Consider the following 15,749-nt stretch of genomic DNA (forward strand, 5'->3'; position numbering starts at 1 on the left):
AACTCAAGGAAACGCACAAGCGTGGCGACACAAAAGTCCATTTTTATAAACTGACTCAAAGCGACCAGAAGCAAACAACTCAACTGCCGCTCAACGGTAAGATGATTTAGCAAAACCAACTTACAAACAACTGGAGCGTGGCGAGTTAGTGTTACTTTTTAGCACAAAATAACCAGCAACTCGAAAACCTACAACACCAATTTTTAATTTATTACTACGTTAAGCACTTAGCTAACGCCGCAATATGGGGCGCACAAAAGCTTGGCTAAAATAGGAACGAAGTGACGCAGCCAAGCTTTTTGCGTCCCATCATAATTGCATTGTTGGCTAGAAGCTCAACAAAAGCTGAAGATTAGCACAATACAATTATCGTAAATAAACCTATAAAAATGAACTTGAGAAACGCACAAGCGTAGCGACACTAAAGTCCATTTTTATAAATTGACTTGAAGCGGCAGGCAAACAACGAAAATGCCGCTCAACGGTAAAAAAATTGGAAAAACCAACCTACAAACAACTAGTGCGTGGCGACAAACAAGTTAACGGAACAGGCAAATAAATGCCAGCACCGCGAAAAAAAACACCACAAGTTCAACTACTTTTAACTAACGAAACTTCTAGCTAACGCCGTAGTAAAGGGTGGAATAAAGTTGGCTAACATTTTTGCTCAGCAAAAATTTGGCCAAGCTTTTTGCATCCCTTTGACTGCTTTGTTAGAAATGTCCAACAACGCAAGAGTTGCATAAAAACGCCCTTTACCGACAATTAAAAACGAATGCTTAAACTTAACGCAAAAACCTGCGATGACCAACATTTAAGCAAACAATAAATTGGTTTAAATTTAGCGCGTTAACAACGCAAAACTCACCAACAACTACAACCTAAAATGCAAATTAACTTTGCACGCCAAGCTAAATTAGAAAAAGCAGCCAAACACACAAATGCCTCATTTGAAGCCAGTTTACTTGTATGATTTAACTATTTATAACGCCGCAATAAGCGGCTAAAAAGGCTTGGCTATAATTAGTGAGGTACGAACTAAGCCAAGCTTTTTTAGTCCGCCCTTAATTGCTTTGTTATACGTACTTACTGCCAAACACCTTGTTCACTCAAAATAACTTCACTCTTGCTTGATACAACTTCTAGTAAGCCATCTTGATGTACATAGTACGTAATGTTGCCATTTTTAAATTTATAACCAAGAAAACGGCAAGGGGTTTCTCCGTCGCTACACGTCGTATGCCAACTACTACCTTTTAAGGATATCGAATTGCCAGATTTCTTACTCTGCCCTTTATAAATATAGTTTGAGCAACTAACTTCGCCTTCTTGGCAGTTAGATTGAATTGAAACTTTATAGTTTGGTGTTTCAAGGATTTCCGCACTCATTGCCAATGTCGGAAATAAAAGAGCAAGAATGAAGATTTTCACTGACTCACCTGTACGTATAACGCCCAAATAACGGGCTAAAAAAGTTTGGCTAAATTAGCGAGGCACGAGCTGAGCCAAGCTTTTTTAGTCCTTGTTGATTTGTTTGTTAGTTTTATTACAGACCGCATTTTCAGCTTGACCACTCTTTATATTAAGACTTGAGACAAACTCCCATTGATCCTCAAAAGGTGCATAAATTATACTATCTTCTGTAGCTGAAACTATCATCATACCGGTAACACCAGCATAGCTCCCATCCGTAGTATTGCGAGTTTCCGTGAATAGTCTTGGGTCATCTGAACGAGAATTTGGAATATATATCCCACCCATTTTGTCCGATGTTGAAGGTGGTACTGGTAACTCTGGCGAATAATAAATCACACAATCACCCATGCTGGCAAAGTATTTGCCGTCCGAGTCCTCGCCAACGAGACTATAAGTTCCCGCTCTAAGCCCCGCTATATAGCGATACTTAAACAAACCACGTATACGACTATGTGTATAGTCCTGCTCTAAAACAAAATGTTGCTGAACTGTAGGCTGTTTTAAATCAGAGATGGTTGTACAACCACTTACAACAAGACCAAACAAAGTAAAAACAATAACTCTCATGCATACTCCTACGCAAAAAACTAACGCCGCAATATGGGGCGAAAAAAGCTTGGCTATAATAGGAACGAAGTGACGCAGCCAAGCTTTTTGCGTCCCTCCATAATTGCATTGTTAGGTTAACACCCCGAGCCGGAGCCATTAAGCCTTACAGATGCATTATAACGAGGTAGGCAATCTGTAGAATAATTCGCACCTTTATCTTCAAAGTACACAAATACTTCATTATTTTTGACTGTAAACTTTGGTATATAGTAGTGCCCTTTTTCTGCAAGTAACTTAACTTTTATCTTTGCCTCCTTCCAAGAGATAGTTAATCCATCTACGTTTGAATCCATAATTATTTTGACATCAAATATATGCTCGCCTTCTGGCACAAGGTACTCCCAAACAAACTCCCCCCTTGTATCGATATCCAGAACGACGCTCCCCCTGTACTCTGGCACATACAAGGCTGTAGTCACTGAAGCTAATTCACTTCGCTCCACGCTCTCATCAACTTCAAGCCTTACAGTTTGAGCACAACCGGACAAAGTAATTAATAGAATGAATATAAAATTTCTCATACAGCTTCCTGTTGACCTAACGCTATATAGACAGAACACCGAAAACCACAGCACTTAGTTCCATCCATCAGCAATCTAAATTAAATAATATTAAAGTAAACTAAAACATTAAGTTACAACTGTCAATTTTTACAAAATCGATAAAAATTATCACTAAAATAAATTTACTTTTACCTAAAACATGTATATAAAAACAGTATTGAAACTTATTGTTTAACCACCCGAAAGTCAGCAATTCTGCGTTATAGATGGAATTCCACCTATCACCGGACATGCAAAGGGAACATTTATCAAACGATAATATACAAAAGGAATATGATTATGGACAATCTTACAACTAGCGCTGAACCTAAACTTCAGCAAATGTACCACCAAGCGATAAAGTTAAAACAGTACAGTATTCGTACAGAACAAACTTATTGGGCTTGGATTAAAAAATTTATTCTTTTTCATGGCAAACAGCACCCCAAGGAACTATCAATAGAAGATATAGAGTCGTTTTTAGCTCACCTAGCAGTAAAAAAACAAGTTAGTGCATCTACACAAAATATCGCTTTCAACGCAATTAATTTTCTTTACCAGCAGGTTTTACATATTGAGTTAGCCGGTATAAATGCAATTCGCGCCAAACGAAAACAAAAAGTGCCAACTGTGTTTTCCCATTCTGAAGCATTACAAGTTATCTCTCATTTAGAATACCCATACAAAACCATTGCAATTTTAATGTATGGCAGCGGCTTGCGGTTATTAGAAGTTGCACGACTGCGCGTTCAAGATGTCAATTTTGAAACACAAACCATTACAGTGCGGCAAGGTAAAGGCGGTAAAGATCGAATCTGTATTCTGCCTGTCGGTATTATTGATGATTTAAAAACGCGCATGAAAACCATAAAAGAACAACACGCACAGGATATAGGAAAAGGTTTTGGTTTGGCTTCTATTCAGCCAGCTTTGTCGCGTAAATATCGGCATGCGTTGAAACAATTCGGATGGCAATATTTATTTCCGGCGGACAAGTTGGCGCCAGATCCAGCAGATGGAAGGACGAAACGACATCATATTCACGTTAGCTCAATTCAAAAAGCGGTTAAAGCAGCCATTCGAAAAACAGAGATCACCAAACAAGCGTCTTGCCATACTTTTCGTCACTCATTTGCCACTGAGTTATTAAAAGCTGGTACTGATTTACGAACCATTCAAGAGCTTTTAGGTCACGAAGATATTCGAACTACTCAAATATATACTCATGTGGTCGGTCTAAACCAAGCTGGTGTTACCAGTCCGTTTGATCGAATGTAATAACTAGGCCTACAAAGCAAAAGAGCGTTCAATTGAACGCTCTTTGTTGCTATTTTTTATAAAGACTATCTACTAACTTTAACTCTATTCAACATTACAAGAATCAAGTTTCCAAATGTTGTTAACATAATCTTGTATTGAACGATCTGAGTTAAACTTACCCATAGTAGCTGTATTGGTTATTGCCATACGTGCCCACTTTGTCGAATCTTGATATAAAGCATCAATCTTCTTATGTGCATCAGAGTAAGATGCATAGTCAGCAAGCGTCATATAGGTATCGCCATAGTCTAACAAGCTTCGTTTAATTTCAGCGAGTTCGCCCGGTTTACCTGGGGTGAAGTAGTCTGTATCAAACCAATCTAATACGGCTTTTAACTCTTCATTCGCGTAGTAATAATCCCAAGGGTTATATCCTGCGGCTTTTTTCGCTTTAACTTCATCAACGGTTAAACCAAAAATCACCACATTATCTTCACCCGCTTCTTCAGCAATTTCGATATTTGCACCATCTAAGGTACCTATGGTTACTGCACCGTTTAAAGCGAGTTTCATATTACCTGTACCAGATGCTTCTTTACCAGCTAGTGAAATCTGCTCAGACACATCAGCCGCAGGGATCATTTTTTCAGCAAGCGATACACGATAGTTAGGTAAAAACACCACTTTAAGTTTATCTTTAATACGCGAATCGTTATTAACTTTGTCCGCTACTTTATTAATTGCATAAACAATTTCTTTCGCCATGTAATAACCTGGTGCTGCTTTAGCGCCGAAGATAAATACGCGTTTTGGCATATCATAGTCTGGATTTTGCAATAAACGACGATACAAAGCCATAATATGAATTAAGTTAAGTTGTTGGCGTTTATATTCATGCAATCGTTTAATTTGAATATCAAACAAGGCTGTAGGGTCAACATCAACATTAGTTAATTCTTTAATAACTTTGGCTAGTTCAACCTTGTTATCATGTTTAATTTGCATAAATTCTTTTTGGAATTTTTTGTCATCCGCCAAGTCATTTAGTTTTTGTAATTTATCTAAATGTACCGGCCAATCTTCATCAACATGTTTGCTAATTAAGTTAGATAACGCAGGGTTACAGGATTTCAACCAACGACGCGGTGTAACACCATTAGTTACATTGGTTAATTTACCCGGCCAAATTTTATCGAACTCTGGGAATAAATCAGATTTAACTAATTTAGAGTGAATTTCCGCTACACCATTTACTTTGAAGCTGCCGATTACACACAAGTTACCCATACGTACCATTTTTTCATGGCCTTCTTCGATAATAGACAATTTGCGTTTAACTTCATCATCACCTGGGAATGCAGGCTCAACTACCTCTTCTAAGAAGCGGCTGTTAATTTCATAAATAATTTCTAAATGGCGTGGTAATACTTTTTCGAATAAACGCACCGACCATTTTTCTAAAGCTTCTGGCAATAAAGTGTGGTTGGTATAAGCGAATACTTTTTGGCAAATACCCCAGGCTTTATCCCAAGTTAGTTCAGCGCGATCAACCAATATACGCATCAACTCAGGAATAGCGACTGCTGGATGCGTGTCGTTTAATTGCATCACTACTTGTGATGGGAAGTTGTCCCAGTTATCACCGTGCGCACGTTTGTAACGACGAATAATGTCTTTGATTGAACATGCACAGAAGAAGTATTGTTGAATTAAACGAAGTTCTTTACCCGCATCTGTATTGTCGTTTGGATACAATACTTTAGAGATGGTTTCAGCTTGCACATTTTCAACTTGTGCATCTAAATAACCACCTGCGTTAAATACGTCCCAGTTAAAGAAATCGGACGCGCGACTTTCCCATAAACGCAGAATGTTAACTGTTTTTGCGCCATAACCAACGACAGGAATATCCCAAGGTACACCTTTAATAATACGACCCGGATGCCATTCTTTGTGGATGCGGCCATTTTCATCGTATTTAGTTTCTACATAACCGTAGAGTGGAATTTCTTGAATAGATTCTGGGCGACAAATTTCCCACGGGTTGCCGTATTCACGCCAAGAGTCAGGACGCTCTAGCTGGCGACCGTGTTTAATTTCTTGGGTGAACAAACCATGCTCGTAGTGAATGCCATAACCAATTGCTGGGTAACCTAAGGTTGCTAATGAGTCAACAAAACAAGCAGCTAAGCGGCCTAAACCACCATTACCCAAAGCCATATCAGGCTCTTCTTCACATATTTCATTGAAGTCTAGATCGAGTTGCTCTAATGCTTGTTGTGCAACTTCAGTTAAACCTATGTTGGTTAGGTTGTTCTTTAAAAAGCGTCCCATCAAAAATTCTAATGATAGATAATGAACTGCGCGGGTATCTTTTTGAAAGTGTGTTTTTTGGGTTTTAGTTGCACGTTCAAAAACCATTTCGTTTACCGCTGCGCAAACTGCATTCCACCATGCTTTTTTGCTGGCTTTATTTTCGTCTGTACCTAGCGTTACATGTAAGTGGCGAACGACGCACTCTTTAAATTGTTCTGGTGTCATACCAAAACTTTCTAGGCTAGCCGTAACAGCTGAAGCTGCTTTTTTACGTCTAGTTGGTGTTTTGGTTGCAGTTTTTGCGGCTGTTTTAGGTGCAGCTTTGCTGGCAGCTGTTTTGCTAGCTGATGTTGTTTTTGAAGTTGTTGTCTTACTTTTGCTAGTACGGCGTGTTGTAGTCATCTTTAATCCTATTCACTGATTGACGGATAAAACCGTTTATCAAATGAAGTTGATGTTAATTTCACAACTTAAAAATGTACTTAAAAACGCATTTTTAAGTCAGTTACGCGCTCCGCATGCAGACTAAATGTTGATATTAGGGAGTTAATCAAATAGTCCAATTTCGATTATTGTTATTATGTTTTGCGGCTAAATTTAACTAAATATCAGCCAAATAGCCAGTAAAATTGTTAATAGACAATCCTACTGGCGTGCTAATTACAACTTATAAACCTGCTTTTTTAAATGTTTGGCCAACAATCTCTTTCGCTTCTTCAATAATTTGCGCAAGGTGTTGTTCACCTAAAAAGCTTTCACTATAAATTTTGTAAATCTCTTCAGTACCTGACGGTCTTGCAGCAAACCAGCCGTTTTCAGTTACCACTTTAAGGCCACCAATAGCTGCATCGTTACCCGGTGCATGAGTAAGCTTAGCAAGAATTTTTTCACCTGCCAGTGTTGATGCTTCGACATCATCTGCTGATAGGTTTTTCAACACATCTTTTTGTGCTTTTGACGCTGGTGCATCTATACGGTTGTATACTGGCTCACCAAATTGGCTCACTAGTTCTTGATACAACTGTGCAGGATCTTTACCTGTTACCGCGGTAATTTCAGCTGCCAATAAAGCTAAGATAATACCGTCTTTGTCGGTAGACCATACAGTGCCGTCCATTCTTAAAAATGACGCCCCTGCACTTTCTTCACCACCAAAACCATAAGTGCCTGTATATAAACCATCAACAAACCATTTAAAACCAACTGGTACTTCTGATAAGTTTTTACCTAGTGAATTTGCTACACGGTCAATCATGCTGGAAGAAACTAAAGTTTTACCTATGGCTAAACCATTGTCCCATTGTTTTCTATGGGTGTATAAATATTGAATAGCTACAGCCAAATAATGGTTAGGGTTCATTAAACCAGCTGATTTTGTCACTATACCGTGGCGGTCGTAATCAGGATCGTTAGCAACGGCAACATCAAATTTATCTTTTAATCCAATTAGACCAGCCATTGCGTATGGTGATGAACAATCCATACGAATTTTGCCGTCTTTATCAAGCGTCATAAATGAGAATGTTGGGTCAACACTGTCGTTTACCACTTCAATGTTAATGCCATAAGTTTGCGCGATAACATCCCAATAGGCGATACCTGAACCACCTAGTGGGTCAACACCAATTTTTAAACCTGACTTCGCAATGGCTTCCATGTCGATTACATTTTTTAAGTCATCAACATAAGGTTTAATAAAATCGTATTCAGTAACAAAATCTGATTCTATCGCTTGGGTAAAATCTATGCGTTTAACGTCAGCTAAACCTCCGGCAATAATTTGATTGGCGCGTGCTTGTACTGCATTAGTGATATCTGTATCTGCTGGGCCGCCATTTGGTGGATTGTATTTAAAACCACCGTCTTGTGGTGGATTATGACTTGGGGTTATTACAACGCCGTCTGCTAAACCAGCAGTTTTACCTTGGTTGTAAGTTAATATAGCGTGTGAGATAACTGGTGTTGGTGTATAACCTCTACCTTGCTGTACAACTACTTTTACACCATTCGCCGCAAATACTTCAACTGCGGTTGCAAATGCACATTCAGATAATGCGTGGGTATCCATACCAACATACATAGGGCCATCAATTTGTTTTTCGTTTCTATACTCAACCAGTGCTTGGCAAATTGCAGCTATATGGGTTTCGGTAAAAGTTGAGTTTTCAGACGATCCTCTATGCCCAGATGTACCAAAACTAACACCTTGTGCTGCAGTTGGTTTATTTAAATAATATTGGCTAACTAAACGAGGGATATTTACTAAATCTTGCTTTTGTGCCGGCTTACCAGCTCTCTCATGCAACGCCATCTATGACTTTCCTTAACGGTTTTGATTTTCGAGTAGTGTATGTATGGTGATTTTTAGTTTTTAACTTGTTGTATATACCCAAGCCAGTTGAAAATGTTTTTTATCTATTGCTGAAATCCGGTATTTTCAGGTGGCTTAGCTATACTGCCCTTTTGTTATATCTTAGCTTTTAAAAACAAACAAGGGGCTGTGAGTGTTTTTATATAACTTGTATGAAAACAGCATTACAACAACTGAGATAAATTTAAAAAGTTTAAACTTTCGGTCGGATTTTTTAACTTAGGTAACACACCCAACAAAGGTGCATCAATTGCTTGTTGTAAGGTTTGTATATTTTCTTGCATATAAGGCATATCGCCATGTAATGCATTGGCAACCCAACCAACAATGTTACAGCCAGATGCTTTGATTGATTCTTGCGTTAATAAAGCATGGTTTAAACAGCCTAATTTTAAGCCGACAACCAATATGACCGGAAGTTGCTGGGTGGCTACCCAATCAGATAAATACTTGTTATTGCCCAAAGGTAATTTCCAGCCACCTGCGCCTTCGACCACTAAATAATCTAGATTATCTTTGGCAAATTTTTCATACGCTTGGGTTAACTGGTTATAAGTTATTTCAATACCAGCTTCTGCCGCTGCAATATGCGGCGCAATTGCGGGTTCAAGCGCTATTGGGTTAATTTGTGAATAGGATAACTCAACATTGCTTGCTTGTTGTAATGCTAATGCATCTTCGTTTTTTAACTGGCCATTAATTAACTCACAGCCTGCCGCAATAGGTTTAAAACCCGCAGCTTTTCCTTGCTTGGCAAAATAGCTAACCAATGCACTAGAAAAAAAGGTTTTGCCACATTCAGTGTCTGTAGCTGTCACAAAATAGCTTTTTCGACTCATAATTTATTTTAATGGTTTATTGATACAAGAATATAAAGTTTGCCAACTGGCGGTTACCTTATCTGGATGGCGTGGATAGGCGCTTTCTAATTTTTGCAATTTAGCACGCGTTAGCCCTGTCGACTGGTCGCGGTTTACCACAGTATTAGCACCTATCGCTTTTAACTCTTTAAGCAGCGCTTTAACGCTATCGTAATGAGTTTTATGTTCAACCACTTCAAATACATCGCAACTAATATGCGCTTGCGCAATTTGTTGTTTGGCCTCTTCTAAAGTCAAAAAGTTATTTACATGGGTATTGGCATCAAGCGCTGAAAATGCTTGTTTAAGCTCAACTAGGGTATTAGATAACAAAGTGGTAAATACAATCTGCCCACCCGGTTTGCATACCCTATAAGCTTGCTGAATAACTTTAGTTAAATCACACCACTGCCAAGCAAGCGATGAAAAAACAATATCAAAGCTATTGTCGGCAAACGGCAAATCATGCGCGTCAGCTTGCTCAAAGTAAAATTGGCGAAAGTTATTTTTATAGTCAGCACAAGTTGCAACTTTGTGCTGAGCGGTTTTTAACATGCCTTGGGAGATATCACAGCCTTGATAAATATGCCCTTGGCTAAACTTAACCAAATTCGCTGTACCACAGCCGACATCCAGCAATTTAGACTCTGTTGATAAAGTCAAATATTCAGCGGCACGTTCAATCACTGCAAGCTGCAACTGTGCAGCCCCATCATAACTTGCTGCGGCTTTTGAGAAATGCTCAGAGATAAGCTGTTTATTTGATAACGACAATTTTACCTTCCTAGCTCTGGCTTTTGCTTAAAGTTTGCAAGCCAATTTCTAATGCCTGTAAGGCTTGGTCGATATCAGCAATGTCATGCAAAGTATTAATAGTAAAACGAATGCGCGCTTGCCCTTGTGGCACAGTTGGGGGGCGAATCGCTGTTACCCAGATGCCTTGGTTGCGTAATATTTCCGCAAGCTTTAGCGTATCTTCATTACTGCCAATAACCAAAGGTTTAATTGCACTGAAATTTCCGCCACAAGGCAAATTAATTCCGAGTTTGTTGACACCCTCAACAAAGCGTAAAACATTCTGTTCAAGCTTCTCGCGTCGCCAATTTTCTTTGCGAATTTTAATAATGGCTTGGCGAGTCACTTCAGCTAATATCGGCGAGAAAGAAGTGCTAAAAATATATGCACGCGCTTCATTAACTAGGTATTCAATTAACTGTTTTGAGCCTGCGACAAATGCGCCGCTTGTGCCAATCGCTTTACCAAAAGTTGCGGTGAATATATCTATGTTATTCGCTGATACATTTTGTTTAGCTAAACTTCCCTGACCTTGGTCACCGAAAACACCTATGCCATGTGCATCGTCTAACATTAAGCCTGTGTTGTCTTGCTCAGCTAACAGTTGGCAAATTGGTTGCAATGGCGCACCATCACCATCCATGCTAAACACACCTTCAGTCACAACTAACTTATAGTCGGCTGGTGTTTGCAACCTTTGTTGTAAATGCTCAAGGTCATTGTGTTTAAAACGCAAATTTTTAGCATTGCTTTGCACACCGCCATCTAACAATGAAGCATGGTTTAATTTATCTTGAATGATCAGCTGGTTTTGCTCTTTTAGTAAAGTTTTTAATACAGTGCTATTGGCGGAAAAACCACTGTTAAATAACAAACAAGCATCAAAACCTAACCAATCACAAATTTCTTCTTCTAACGCTTGATGTGCGGTATGGTGGCCATTGATTAACGGCGAGCCTGTGCTACCAGACAAATTATGCTCAAGCGCATTCGTCCACGCAGCTTGCAAACAACCAGACGCCGCAATACCCAAATAATCATTGCCAGAAAAGTTTAAATATCTCTTCTGGTTATGAATAATAAATTGATTATCGGTTGTGACTGTATTTTTTTGCCGGTAAGCGTGCTGAGCTTGCTTAGCAGCAAGCTCTTGCTCAATATAGCTGGGTAACATTAAACAGCAGCGTTATAAAACTGTGGCGTTTGTTGGCTTTCAGCAACCGCTTCAGATATGGCTTGTTCTGTTACTTCGTCAGAATAACCTTGGCGTTTTTCTGGTTGAATACCTAATTTAGCAAACAATTGCATATCGGTATTGGCTTCTGGGTTTTCAGTGGTTAATAGTTTTTCACCGTAGAAAATACTATTAGCGCCAGCAAAGAAACACATAGCCTGCATTTGTTCATTCATTTCAGTACGACCAGCAGATAAACGCACATGCGATTTAGGCATTAAAATACGCGCTACCGCTATGGTACGGACAAATTCAAAATGGTCAAAATCTTCCAAGTCTGCAAATGGTGTACCTTCAACACGTACCAACATGTTAATTGGGACGCTGTCAGGGTGTTGTTCTAAGTTAGCTAAGCTTTTTAACAAACCGGCACGGTCTTTAGACTCTTCGCCCATACCAACAATGCCGCCACTACAGACTTTCATGCCTGATGCACGCACATTTTCTAAAGTGTCTAATCTGTCTTGGAAAGTACGAGTGGTGATAATATCACCGTAGAATTCTTGGGAAGTGTCTAGGTTATGGTTGTAATAATCTAAACCTGCTTGTTGTAAGGTAATCGCTTGTTCACGGGTTAACATGCCAAGTGTCATACAAGTTTCCATACCCATTTCGCGCACACCTTTAATCATTTCAACTATGTAAGGGATATCGCGATCTTTTGGGTTACGCCACGCAGCGCCCATACAAAAACGTGTAGAGCCATTTTGCTTTGCAAGCTTAGCCGTTTCTAATACCTTTTGTACTTCCATTAACTTTTCTTTATGTAGGCCGGTATCGTAACGTGCACTTTGTGGGCAGTATTTACAATCTTCTGGGCATGCACCTGTTTTAATCGACAATAAAGTACTTACTTGCACTTCATTTGGATTAAAGTGTTGGCGATGTACGCTCTGGGCTTTAAACAATAAGTCGTTAAATGGTAAATCAAATAAGGCTTGAATTTCTTCAGTTGTCCAATCGTGGCGTATCTCAGCTTGCATGCTCTTTTCTCTAATTGAATTTTGCTTGATAGTTTATTTACCTTAGTTACACTGTCAATCATTCGCTTCATTAAATTTGACATCTGTATAAATATTGAACATGAGTATTGATTTAGAGTTTGATCGTAAACATATTTGGCACCCATATACCTCATTAACTAATCCCTTACCCACTTACCCAGTTAAATCCGCCAGTGGCGTAGAAATTAGTTTGGAAACAGGTGAAGTATTGGTTGATGGCATGAGTAGTTGGTGGGCGGCCGTACATGGTTACAATCACCCAAAACTCAATCAAGCGCTTGTTGAACAAAGCCAACAGATGTCGCATGTTATGTTTGGTGGCTTAACCCACCAACCTGCGGTTGATTTATGTAAAAAGTTAGTTGAGTTATCACCTGCTGGACTTGAAAAAGTATTTTTAGCCGATTCAGGCTCTGTCAGTGTAGAAGTGGCAATGAAAATGGCCATTCAATATTGGCAAAGCGAACACAAAGCTGACAAACATAAGTTTTTAACCGTTAGAAATGGTTACCACGGTGATACCTTTGCAGCAATGTCGGTGTGCGATCCAGTCAACGGCATGCACACACTGTTTAGTAAAACCATCAATCAGCATTTGTTTGCCAGCGCGCCTAGCCCTATATTCCCAAAAAATAAAAATGAGTTAGATAAAGCAGATTTTGATCAAGCGCATTTGGCTGAAATAACTCAGTTATTAGAAACTAACCACCATAATATCGCGGCGATTATTATCGAGCCTATTGTGCAAGGTGCTGGTGGCATGCGTTTTTATCATCCGCAATATTTAACAGCTTTGCGCAAGCTTGCTAATCAACACAATGTATTATTAATTGTCGATGAAATAGCCACTGGTTTTGGCCGTACAGGCAAAATGTTTGCTTGTGAATGGGCGGAGATTACCCCTGACATTATGTGTGTTGGCAAAGCCATTACCGGTGGTTATATGACGTTGGCCGCAACTTTAACCACAACAAAAGTCGCCGAACAAATTTGTAATGGTCAGGCAGGTGTATTTATGCACGGCCCTACTTTTATGGGTAATCCACTTGCTTGTTCAGTTGCCAATGCATCACTTGACTTACTCATTGAAAATAACTGGCAGCAGCAAGTGGCCAATATCGAAACTTGGTTAAACCAGTATTTACAGCCTATCGCTGATTTTACCCAAGTTGCTGATGTACGGGTATTAGGCGCAATTGGAGTCGTAGAACTTAAAGAGCCTGTAGCTATGGAGCAAATACAAGCCTTTTTTGTAAAACAAGGTGTGTGGATCAGACCTTTTGGTACTCGCGTATATTTAATGCCGCCGTTTATTAGTGAAGAAAAGCATATTAGAAAGTTAGCAGGCGCGATTGAAGCTTGGTTAAAGAAATAACTTAAAACTGCGGCAGTATTTGCAGATACACATATAATACAGCCGCAACAGCAACTACTAATAATACAGCTAAATTGTAATGAAAGTGATCTCCTTTACGTTTCATTCTTTTTAAGTTAATCAACATAGCAATTAGGGTGATGGCGCAGCAGATGAGTAATTGCCAGAATAAAAATTCAGTCCACTGCTCTACCCAGTCTAATCTATACTCATCTTCTATTTTTTTATACTTAGCATAGCCAGTCAATTTTTCTGGCCGTGCCAACCTAAACCACACCATGGCCATAATAAAACTCAGCCAAGCGAGTAAATTAGTTGCCCAAATCGCTTTAATTAAGCCATCAGCGCCTTTTCTTCGTTCATTTTGAACAAAATTAGTGTCTTTTTGCTTGTTTCTCATATTGGCTTTAGTAACATATCGCTCTTTATAACAATAGAAGATTTATTTAGCCGGAGCAAAATTGACATGAGTCACGCTGCAATCAGTGATGTATTAGCGGGTAAATACCCATTAAATGAAACTCTAACCATTAAAGGCTGGGTTCGTACCGTTCGTTCAAATCCAAATTTTGCTTTTATCAATTTACATGATGGCTCTTGTTTCGACCCTATTCAGGTTATTGCCGACAGCGCTTTAGCAAACTATAGCGAAATCGCAAAATTAACAACCAGTTGTTCACTTGCAATTACTGGTACTTTGGTTGAATCAGCAGGTAAAGGCCAGAGTTTTGAAATTCAAGCAACTGAAGTTGAGATTATCGGCTTAGTTGAAGATCCAGATACTTACCCTATGGCACCTAAACGCCACTCGGTAGAATATTTACGTGAGCACGCACATTTGCGTCCGCGCACTAACTTAATCGGTGCGGTTACTCGTGTACGTAACTGTTTAGCACAAGCAATTCACAGATACTTCCACGAAAATGGTTTCCAATGGATAGCAACACCAATCATCACAGCATCTGACTGTGAAGGCGCTGGTGAAATGTTCCGCGTATCAACTTTAGATGCGGTTAACCCACCAATGACAGATAAAGGTGAAGTAGATTACAGCGAAGACTTTTTCGGTAAAGAAGCTTTCTTAACTGTCTCTGGTCAGCTAAATGTTGAAACCTACTGCTGCGCTTTATCTAAAGTTTATACTTTTGGCCCAACTTTCCGTGCAGAAAATTCAAATACCAGCCGTCACTTAGCTGAGTTTTGGATGGTAGAGCCTGAAATTGCTTTTGCGGATTTAGCAACAGTGGCTTCATGTGCTGAAGATATGCTGAAGTATGTGTTTAAAGCTGTATTAGCAGAGCGTTTAGACGATTTAGAGTTTTTCGACCAGCGTGTACAAAAAGGTGTGGTTGAGCGCTTAAAAACTTTAAGTGAATCAGAATTCGTTCGTATGGATTACACAGATGCTATCGACATCTTGTTAAAATCAGGTCAAAAATTTGAATTCCCTGTTGAATGGGGTATAGATTTATCATCTGAACACGAGCGTTATTTAGCTGAAAAACACGTAGGTGGCCCAGTTATTTTACAAAACTACCCGAAAGACATTAAAGCTTTCTACATGCGTTTAAATGACGATGGTAAAACTGTTGCAGCTATGGACGTATTAGCACCTGGCATAGGTGAAATTATTGGTGGTAGCCAGCGTGAAGACCGTTTGGATATTTTAGATGCGCGAATGCACGAAGTTGACTTAAACCCAGAAGATTACTACTGGTATCGTGATTTACGCCGCTATGGTTCTGTACCGCACGGTGGTTTTGGTTTAGGTTTTGAGCGTTTAGTTGCTTATGTAACTGGCGTACAAAACGTGCGTGACGTTATCCCATTCCCGCGTGCGCCAAAAACCGCAGCCTTCTAATTAGACAGCTGATTTTAGCTATTGATATAAAGGTGCCAATTGGCAC

13 protein-coding genes are annotated in these 15,749 nt (G+C 39.4%); 3 read left to right on the plus strand and 10 right to left on the minus strand.

Annotation, left to right across the window (positions count from 1 at the left end):
- Nucleotides 1-1,086 precede the first annotated feature (1,086 nt).
- From ACMZOO_RS00970 to ACMZOO_RS00980, 3 genes are all read right to left on the minus strand, one after another.
- A complete protein-coding gene (locus ACMZOO_RS00970; protein ID WP_440904840.1) occupies nucleotides 1,087-1,431 on the minus strand; it encodes a hypothetical protein in 345 nt (114 codons plus the stop codon).
- Between the two features lie 84 nt (nucleotides 1,432-1,515).
- On the minus strand, nucleotides 1,516-2,043 hold the full coding sequence (locus ACMZOO_RS00975) for a hypothetical protein (protein WP_440904842.1): 528 nt from the start codon (nucleotides 2,041-2,043) through the stop codon (nucleotides 1,516-1,518).
- Nucleotides 2,044-2,159: 116 nt separating this feature from the next.
- A complete protein-coding gene (locus ACMZOO_RS00980) occupies nucleotides 2,160-2,606 on the minus strand; it encodes a hypothetical protein (protein ID WP_440904844.1) in 447 nt (148 codons plus the stop codon).
- 321 nt (nucleotides 2,607-2,927) lie between these two features.
- Here ACMZOO_RS00980 and ACMZOO_RS00985 point away from each other — a divergent pair, with 321 nt between their 5' ends.
- Nucleotides 2,928-3,905, plus strand: a complete 978-nt coding sequence (locus ACMZOO_RS00985; RefSeq protein ID WP_440904845.1) for an integron integrase — start codon at nucleotides 2,928-2,930, stop codon at nucleotides 3,903-3,905.
- Nucleotides 3,906-3,989: 84 nt separating this feature from the next.
- Here the strand turns inward: ACMZOO_RS00985 and ACMZOO_RS00990 are convergent, their stop codons facing one another.
- The 6 genes from ACMZOO_RS00990 to bioB form a co-directional block, all read right to left on the minus strand.
- On the minus strand, nucleotides 3,990-6,428 hold the full coding sequence (locus ACMZOO_RS00990; RefSeq protein WP_440906321.1) for a glycogen/starch/alpha-glucan phosphorylase: 2,439 nt from the start codon (nucleotides 6,426-6,428) through the stop codon (nucleotides 3,990-3,992).
- Between the two features lie 442 nt (nucleotides 6,429-6,870).
- Nucleotides 6,871-8,514 (minus strand): phosphoglucomutase (alpha-D-glucose-1,6-bisphosphate-dependent), encoded by a 1,644-nt coding sequence (pgm, locus tag ACMZOO_RS00995; RefSeq protein ID WP_440904846.1) that lies wholly within the window; start codon nucleotides 8,512-8,514, stop codon nucleotides 6,871-6,873.
- 224 nt (nucleotides 8,515-8,738) lie between these two features.
- A complete protein-coding gene (bioD, locus tag ACMZOO_RS01000) occupies nucleotides 8,739-9,413 on the minus strand; it encodes a dethiobiotin synthase (RefSeq protein WP_440904848.1) in 675 nt (224 codons plus the stop codon).
- Nucleotides 9,414-9,416: 3 nt separating this feature from the next.
- Nucleotides 9,417-10,208 (minus strand): methyltransferase domain-containing protein, encoded by a 792-nt coding sequence (locus tag ACMZOO_RS01005; RefSeq protein WP_440904850.1) that lies wholly within the window; start codon nucleotides 10,206-10,208, stop codon nucleotides 9,417-9,419.
- A 10-nt stretch (nucleotides 10,209-10,218) separates the two neighbouring features.
- Nucleotides 10,219-11,403: an aminotransferase class I/II-fold pyridoxal phosphate-dependent enzyme gene (locus ACMZOO_RS01010; protein ID WP_440904851.1), complete on the minus strand. Its 1,185-nt coding sequence runs from the start codon at nucleotides 11,401-11,403 to the stop codon at nucleotides 10,219-10,221.
- Nucleotides 11,403-12,446, minus strand: coding sequence for a biotin synthase BioB (gene bioB, locus ACMZOO_RS01015; protein ID WP_440904853.1), 1,044 nt, complete (start codon nucleotides 12,444-12,446; stop codon nucleotides 11,403-11,405). The genes ACMZOO_RS01010 and bioB overlap by 1 nt, the downstream gene beginning before the upstream one ends.
- 100 nt (nucleotides 12,447-12,546) lie before the next feature.
- Between bioB and bioA the strand changes: the two genes are divergently transcribed.
- Nucleotides 12,547-13,842 (plus strand): adenosylmethionine--8-amino-7-oxononanoate transaminase, encoded by a 1,296-nt coding sequence (gene bioA, locus ACMZOO_RS01020; protein ID WP_440904854.1) that lies wholly within the window; start codon nucleotides 12,547-12,549, stop codon nucleotides 13,840-13,842.
- A gap of 1 nt (nucleotide 13,843) precedes the next feature.
- Here bioA and ACMZOO_RS01025 read toward each other — a convergent pair whose 3' ends face one another.
- Complete coding sequence (locus tag ACMZOO_RS01025) at nucleotides 13,844-14,242, minus strand: hypothetical protein (protein ID WP_440904855.1); 399 nt, start codon at nucleotides 14,240-14,242, stop codon at nucleotides 13,844-13,846.
- A 66-nt stretch (nucleotides 14,243-14,308) separates the two neighbouring features.
- Between ACMZOO_RS01025 and asnS the strand changes: the two genes are divergently transcribed.
- The gene (gene asnS, locus ACMZOO_RS01030) at nucleotides 14,309-15,703 is read left to right on the plus strand and encodes an asparagine--tRNA ligase (protein ID WP_440904857.1); all 1,395 of its coding nucleotides are present in this window, start codon (nucleotides 14,309-14,311) and stop codon (nucleotides 15,701-15,703) included.
- Nucleotides 15,704-15,749: the final 46 nt, after the last annotated feature.

It is taken from the genome of Catenovulum sp. SX2, from assembly GCF_052056295.1.
Classification (GTDB): Bacteria; Pseudomonadota; Gammaproteobacteria; order Enterobacterales; family Alteromonadaceae; genus Catenovulum.